The sequence below is a fragment of the Mycobacteriales bacterium genome, assembly GCA_036497565.1.
Taxonomy (GTDB): domain Bacteria; phylum Actinomycetota; class Actinomycetes; order Mycobacteriales; family QHCD01; genus DASXJE01.
In genome coordinates, this window is sequence record DASXJE010000242.1 from 1 (window position 1) to 6,777 (window position 6,777).

The following is a 6,777-nucleotide window of genomic DNA, read 5'->3' on the forward strand; positions in this document are numbered from 1 at the left end:
TTGGGTCCGGTTACGGCGGTGGGCGCACATGCTCGGCTTCGGCGGCCACTTCTCCACCCGCTCCCGCCGTTACTCCACCACCCTCAAAGCGTTGCGTCTGGCCCGGCAGACCTGGCGGCGGAACACCGTGACCGGCGCCGAGCTGGCCGCCGCCACCCCGGCCGACGACGACCGGGTGGAGGACGAGACGACCCTGGTGGTGAACCACTGGTCGTTCGCCAGCACCGGCTGGCGCACCACCGCCGACGCCGAACTCGCCGCCATGGCCGCCGACTCCGCCCGCGCACGACGACCACTGCGACGGGACGACGATTGATCGACATATCGGACAAAGGAGTGTGGTTGAGGTGGAAACAGATAGGCGGTCGCCACGACTGTGGTCGATCGATGACGTGTCCGACTTCCTCGGGGTTCCGGTTGGCACCCTCCGTCAGTGGCGTTATGTGGGCACGGGCCCGAAGGCGTACCGGGTTGGTCGGCATCTGCGTTACAGCCCGGCTGAAGTCAACCGCTGGCTTGAGGCGCAGGCGGCTTGATATGGGCAACGTTCAGAAGCGTCCGGATGGTCGGTGGCGTGCCCGATATCGGGACGCGGCTCACCGCGAGCACGCGCGGCATTTTCGTCGCCGGATCGACGCGGTCCGGTGGGTCGAAGCGCAGGAATCGGCGAGGCTTCGGGGTGAATGGGTAGATCCGGCACTGTCGCGGATCACGTTCGGCGAGTGGTCCGAGATGTGGTTGGCGACGAAGGCCTCGTTGAAGCCGAAGAGCCGGGCGACCTACGCGAGCATTCTGCGGGCTCGGGTGCTGCCACGCTGGGCAGATGTGCCGTTGCGCTCGATTGGTCACGCGGACGTGGTCGCGTGGCAGGCCGACCTGCGGCGCGATGTTGGTGACTCGATGACGCGGCAGGCCGTCGACATTCTCGGTCAGTGCCTGGCGTTGGCTGTGAGGGACGGGCGGCTGGTGCGGTCGGTCGCCGAAGGGGTGAAGCGGCCTAAGCCCGCTCGCGGTAGGCAGCGGTTCCTCACCCACGCCGAGGTATCGAAGCTGGCAGCGGAGTGTCCCGGCCAGTATGGGTTGCTGGTCCGATTGCTGGCCTATACCGGCCTGCGCTTCGGCGAGGCGGCCGGTCTGCGGGTGCGGAATGTCGGGATTGAGCGCGGTCGTCTGGAGATCGTCGACAACCTGACGGAGGCTGCGGGCCTGTTGCACGAAGGGTCGCCGAAGTCGCACAAGTCGCGGAGTGTGCCGGTCCCCCGGTTCCTGCGCGGCGCGTTAGCCGACCAGCTGGCCGGCAAGACGCCGGATGACCGGGTGTTCAGCGCTTCGCGGGGTGGCCCGCTGCGCAACTCCAACTTCCGGCATTACGTGTTCGACGGTGCCGTGCGCCGGGCCGGGCTGGGTCCGTTGACTCCGCATGACCTGCGCGACACGGCCGCGAGTCTGGCCGTGTCGGCAGGTGCGAATGTGAAGACCGTTCAGCGGATGCTGGGTCATGCGTCGGCGGCGATGACGTTGGACATCTACGCGGGGCTCTTCGATGACGACCTGGATGCCGTGGGTGAGCGGCTGAGCCTGGCGGCTGGCGGCCCGGGGCTTGCGGACTATCTGCGGACCGAGGGCAACGGGGAGACCCGGCGAGCCGGAGACTTGGAGGCTGGATAGGCCGCTGACCTGGGGTTTTGCGTGGCGCGCTCGGCGGGATTCGAACCCACAACCTCTTGATCCGTAGTCAAGTGCTCTATCCGTTGAGCTACGAGCGCAGACGCGGCGAGTATTCCATACCCACCCGTCGGCGGAGGCTCCGGGATTTGAACCCGGGAGGGGGGGTTACCCCCAACCGCATTAGCAGTGCGGCGCCATAGACCGGACTAGGCGAAGCCTCCTAGGAAGCCTCACGGCCACCGGCTGAAGCGTACAAGGCGGCCCGTTGGCTCGGCAAAGCACTCGGTTCAGCGGTCGCGGTGAAGCAACCTCTGAACGGGGCGAGGGCGCACGACGAACGCTTCGGCCTCGAGCGCCGCCAGGGAGATGCGGGGCAGGTCACGGGAAGTCGGGAAGGACAGGAAGCGCGGCTCCCAGTCCGGGCGGAACTTCACGTTGAAGCGGTAGAGCGACTCGATCTGCCACCACCGCGACATGAAGACCAACAGCCGACGCCACATCCGCAGGATCGGACCGGCCCCGATCCGCTCACCACGTTCGAGCGCCGAGCGGAATGCGGCGAAGTTGAGGGAGACGCGGCGCACCCCCAGGCTCTCGCCGGACTCGATGAGCGTGGCGATCATCAGCTCGTTCAGCCCGTTGTCCGCCGTGCGATCACGCCGCATCAGATCCAGAGACAACCCGTCGGACCCCCACGGAACGAAGTGCAGCAGCCCACGCAGTACTCCGTCCAGCTCGGCAGTCACGATCACGCACTCGCAGTCGTCCGGGTCGCCGAGCCGCGACAGCGCCATCGAGTAACCGCGTTCGACCCCACCACCGCGCCAGGCGGTCACCGCGGTGAGCAGCGCGTCCATCTCGTCCTTCGCGAGGTCGCCGACCCGCCGCACCCGGACCGTGTATCCGGCGCGCTCGGTCCGCTTCACCGCCTGCCGTACACCGCGCATCGGGCGACCGCACAGACTGAACGATCCGACGTCAACGATGGCCTCGTCGCCGAGTTCGAGAGCATCGAGTCCATAACGGGCGTAGACCGTCGCGCCCTGCTCACTGTCGCCGATCACCGCCGGCACCCACGCATGCAGGCGGGACAGTTCGAGAAACTCGTTGATCGCGCCGGGCCACGCCTCGGGATCTCCGATCGGGTCGGCGCTGGCCAGCGCAACGCCCGACACCACCCGGTAGGTCACCGCAGCTTTGCCGGTCGGTGACCAGACCACGCTCTTGTCACGTCGCAGGGCAAAGTAACCGAGGGAGTCCCGTTCCCCGTGCTTGTGCAGGAGTTCGCGCAGTCGCGTCTCATCGTCGGCGGTGAGCCGCGCTTTGGGTTGCGCGGACCGGAGAAACAGATACGCGGCGACGAACGCGATCAGCAGACCGAAGGCGAGCAGCGTCATCGCGACGATATCGTCCCCGCGCTCGTGCCGGAACCGCAGCGGCCCGCTGATCCCGATGAATCCGAGCAACACCTCACGGAGGTCCTGCCACAACGACGGCCGGCCCAGAATCTGCCGCTGGTTGATCAGCAGCCCGGCCATCCCGACCGTGATCGCCACGATGAGCATCTCGACCGTCGCGCGGGCGGCGTACCACCGCGTGGTGGGATCGCCGAGCGCGTAGAACTGCTTACGGGTAAGGAGAAGAACTGCCAGCAGTGCCAGAGACGCGGTGGCTTCTTCGACGTCGAGACCCTTGAGGATGTGGGTCAGCGCGACGACCGCCGTCACCACCACGACCGCGCGCCAGGCCCGCTTCTTTCGCCGCCGCAGGCCGAATGCGAGGAAGACCAGCAGCACACCGAACGACATCGCGATCGCCGTCGCCGTGGCCGACGCGATGACCGGCAGACCCAGAACGCGCGTGAGATAGCGGATCCGGTTGTGCTCAGCCGGCAACAGCGAACTCACTATCGCGATCACTCCGACGAGCCAGGTCAGCGCCGCGATGATGCCAGGCGTACGTCGCGTCGAGCGCAACCACCACCGCTGGACGGTCGGAGTCTCGCTTTCCTCGCGGAAGCGGACCGGCGCGCTCACACCCTCACATCCCCTTGTCTGGAGGCCGATCCCGTCCATGCCGGGCGCCGCCGACGCGCGGCCGGGGCGCGGCGGACAGGGTCGCACCGTTGTCTAGTGTCGCGCGTCGACGCCGCGTGCGCCCGATGAACCGCGGCAGATCCGGTGATGGGCCGTGATCAGGCAGGTCCGGCCCGACCGGTACGGGCCTTCGTGCCGGGTCACCCTCTCACGCTAGCGGTCGATGCGCTCCGACGGGTGCCGCGCCCGTTCGGGATCGATCACCAGGACCGGGGACGAACATGCTTGCTGCACCCGGCGGATAGTCGCCCGCCCGAACCGTCCCGGATCCGCGTGCGGCGCGACCAGCACGACCAGCTCCGCGCGCGTGTCGGTCGCGCGACGAACGATGGCCGCCGCCGGGTCTGCGGGACCGCCGGTGGTCTGCACGATTCGTCCGGCGACCGGGATCCCGTGGTCGGCGAGCTGGCGGATCCGCTCGTCGAGCACCCGGTCGGCGTCGGCAGCCGACTCTCGATCGACCGCGTCGTCGTTGACGACATCGGTCTCTCGGACATGCAGCACCTCGACCGCGGCGCCGTGCTGACTGGCGATCTCCGCCGCCGTCTCGGTCGCGCCCGGCCCGTCCGGCCCCGCATCCACGGCGAGCAGGATGACCGGCTGGTTCGCGGGGAGCTCGCCGACGACTCGCAGCGTGCGGCTGGGCGTGTCGAGCGACGCGAACAACGCATGCCCGCTGGCCAGCACCAGCATGCCGATCACCACGGCGCCCGCGCCGACGAAGAACGGGACGTGCGGGCTGAACCACTCGGCCAGCTTTCCGGCGAGGTACGGCGCGATCGCCCCGCCGGAGAACCGGATGAAGCTGTATCCCGCGGAGGCGACCGGCCGCTCGACGGGCGACACCTTCATCACCGTCTCGGTGACCAGCGTGTTGTTGACCCCGAGGAATGCGCCCGCGCTGATCACGGCGAGGATGAGCGCCAGCTGGCTGTCGGTGAACAACCCCATCGCGAGCAGGTCTACAGCGAAGAATCCTAGGACGATGTACAGCGTGCGGACGGTACCGAACCGTCGTTGCAGCCGGGGCGCCAGAAACACAGAGGTGACGGCGAGCACCAGGCCCCACCCGAAGAACACCAGCCCCAACCCGTGCACGCCCAGGCCGAGCGGAAACGGCGCGTAACCCAGCAACGTGAAGAAGCCGAAGTTGTAGAACAGGGCGGTCAGCCCGATCGTCAGCAGGCTGCGGTGGCGCAGGGCTCGGATCGGATCGGCCAGCGACGTGTGGTGGTCGGGACGCGGCGAGCGAGGTAGCAGTGCGAGCACGGCGACGAAGCCGATCGACATCAACACCGCTGTACCGAAGAACGGACCACGCCAGCTGATCCCGCCGAGCAGCCCGCCGAGCAGCGGACCGGTGGCGATGCCGAGTCCGAGCGCCGCCTCGTAGAGGATGATCGCCCCGGCGACCCCGCCACTCGCCGCGCCGACGATGACGGCGAGCGCGGTGGCGATGAACAGGGCGTTGCCCAGCCCCCAGCCGGCCCGGAAGCCGACGATCGCGCCGACCGATCCGGAGGCGCCGGCGAGGGCGCTGAACGTGACGATCAGCGCCAGGCCGACGAGCAGGGTCCGCTTCGCCCCGAATCGGCTGCTCACGACACCGGTGACGAGCATGGAGACGCCGGTGATCGCGAAATAGCTGGTGAAGAGCAACTCGACCTGGCTCGGCGAGGCATGCAGGTCGGTGGCGATCGCCGGCAGGATCGGGTCGACCAGTCCGATACCCATGAAGGCGATCACGCAGGCGAACGCAACCGCCCAGACCGCCTTGGGCTGCCGCAGCAGGCCTCCGGACTCCCCCGTCGACCCCGCCGAAGACACCGTCGTCATGCCTGGAGTACCTCCGTGTCGATCGGGTCGTCCATCACCGCGTCCAAGGCCGGCACGGCGGCCGCGAGGGCCGCACGGTGCGCGGGTCGGAGCTGCTCGAGCCGACGTTCCAATGCCGCGGCCCGGGCGGCGACGACCCGGTCGAGTCGGCGTCGCCCGTCGGGCGTGAGCGTGACCAGCACGCCGCGCCGGTCGAGAGGATCCGGCTGGCGTTGCACCCAGCCCGCCCGCTCCATGCGGGAGACGAGCAGGGTCATCGACGGCTGGGTCACCTGCTCGAGCTCGGCCAGGTCGGTGATCCGACGCGGACCACCGTCGCGCACCGCGTGGAGCACGGACAGCTGTGCCCGGCTGAGCCCCGCGGCGGCGGTCTCCCGCCGCAGCAAGATGATCATCCGGGCGATTCGGGGGGCGAGTTCGTCGGCCAGAACGGCTGGCTGATCGGCGTTCACGGGCGCAATTTTAGATTGCTAAGCAATGGATCCGCCAGTCCACCGAACCGAGCCGCCCGACCCGCACCGCCCGACCCGCGCCGCCCGACCCGCGCCGCCCGACCCGCGCCGGCAGCTGACCGCGACGTCGACGCCGTAGCGGACCGGCCTGGACCGGCTTGGACCGGCCGCGAAATGCCCGCTGACAGCAGCGATTTCGTAGCCGGCTAGCTAAAGAATTGTGGAGGCAAATATGGCCCTTGCCGGTCGTTGTCACGGCGCCCGGATCGCTCAGAGGGCAGATACGCTATTCGGCGCAAGAAATTACCGCCGTCCGGCCTAGTTTCAACTCAGAACGTCGACGGACCGTCACATCTGCTGAGTCACGGCGAGGTAACGAATGCGCCCGGTCGTGATGAACAACTCCTCCGGGTACGCCGTTCAGGCTCCCCGTGCCCGCCGAATGGCCTAGTGCATGTCCATCATGCGGCGTACTTGTCCGAGTCCGAACGGCTTCCCCCCGTGATCGGGACCGAAACCTCGGCTTGAACCTCGCAGCGGCTTTCCCTACGGTCTCCAACGGCTGCGTGAATGCGCAGACTCGCCACCGGGTACGCCTAGTCCTGCCCACCGGCCGGCGAGCCTCAGCACAGAACTCAGGGCAGGAGCGGGGGACCCAGGTGATTGGCGTCCGGTTGGACGCCTAGGGGTGAAGCCGTGGAGACACGGCCGGGCTAGACCTCCTG

General features: G+C 68.4%; 6 protein-coding genes, 2 tRNA genes and 1 pseudogene. 3 read left to right on the top strand and 6 right to left on the bottom strand.

All coding sequences use genetic code 11. From position 1 onward, the window contains the following. The 3 genes from VGH85_19555 to VGH85_19565 all read left to right on the top strand — a co-directional run. On the top strand, positions 1-316 hold a 316-nt coding region (locus VGH85_19555; GenBank protein HEY2176008.1), incomplete at its 5' end, for a replication initiator. A gap of 76 nt (positions 317-392) precedes the next feature. Continuing rightward, positions 393-536: a helix-turn-helix domain-containing protein gene (locus tag VGH85_19560; protein ID HEY2176009.1), complete on the top strand. Its 144-nt coding sequence runs from the start codon at positions 393-395 to the stop codon at positions 534-536. After that, on the top strand, positions 472-1,668 hold the full coding sequence (locus tag VGH85_19565; protein HEY2176010.1) for a tyrosine-type recombinase/integrase: 1,197 nt from the start codon (positions 472-474) through the stop codon (positions 1,666-1,668). Before VGH85_19560 ends, VGH85_19565 begins: the two co-directional genes overlap by 65 nt. Before the next feature lie 22 nt (positions 1,669-1,690). On the opposite strand, the gene VGH85_19570 is transcribed toward VGH85_19565, so the two are convergent. The 6 genes and pseudogenes from VGH85_19570 to VGH85_19595 all read right to left on the bottom strand — a co-directional run bounded on the left by VGH85_19570 (position 1,691) and on the right by VGH85_19595 (position 6,052). Then, positions 1,691-1,766: transfer RNA gene (locus tag VGH85_19570), tRNA-Arg, on the bottom strand. Positions 1,767-1,799: 33 nt separating this feature from the next. Beyond that, positions 1,800-1,889: transfer RNA gene (locus VGH85_19575), tRNA-Ser, on the bottom strand. 66 nt (positions 1,890-1,955) lie between these two features. Then, on the bottom strand, positions 1,956-3,704 hold the full coding sequence (locus tag VGH85_19580; GenBank protein HEY2176011.1) for a phosphatidylglycerol lysyltransferase domain-containing protein: 1,749 nt from the start codon (positions 3,702-3,704) through the stop codon (positions 1,956-1,958). A gap of 213 nt (positions 3,705-3,917) precedes the next feature. Beyond that, a complete protein-coding gene (locus tag VGH85_19585) occupies positions 3,918-4,346 on the bottom strand; it encodes a universal stress protein (GenBank protein HEY2176012.1) in 429 nt (142 codons plus the stop codon). Positions 4,347-4,412: 66 nt separating this feature from the next. Continuing rightward, positions 4,413-5,600: pseudogene (locus tag VGH85_19590) on the bottom strand (MFS transporter). Next, positions 5,597-6,052, bottom strand: a complete 456-nt coding sequence (locus tag VGH85_19595) for a MarR family transcriptional regulator (protein HEY2176013.1) — start codon at positions 6,050-6,052, stop codon at positions 5,597-5,599. The pseudogene VGH85_19590 and the gene VGH85_19595 overlap by 4 nt, the downstream one beginning before the upstream one ends. Positions 6,053-6,777: the final 725 nt, after the last annotated feature.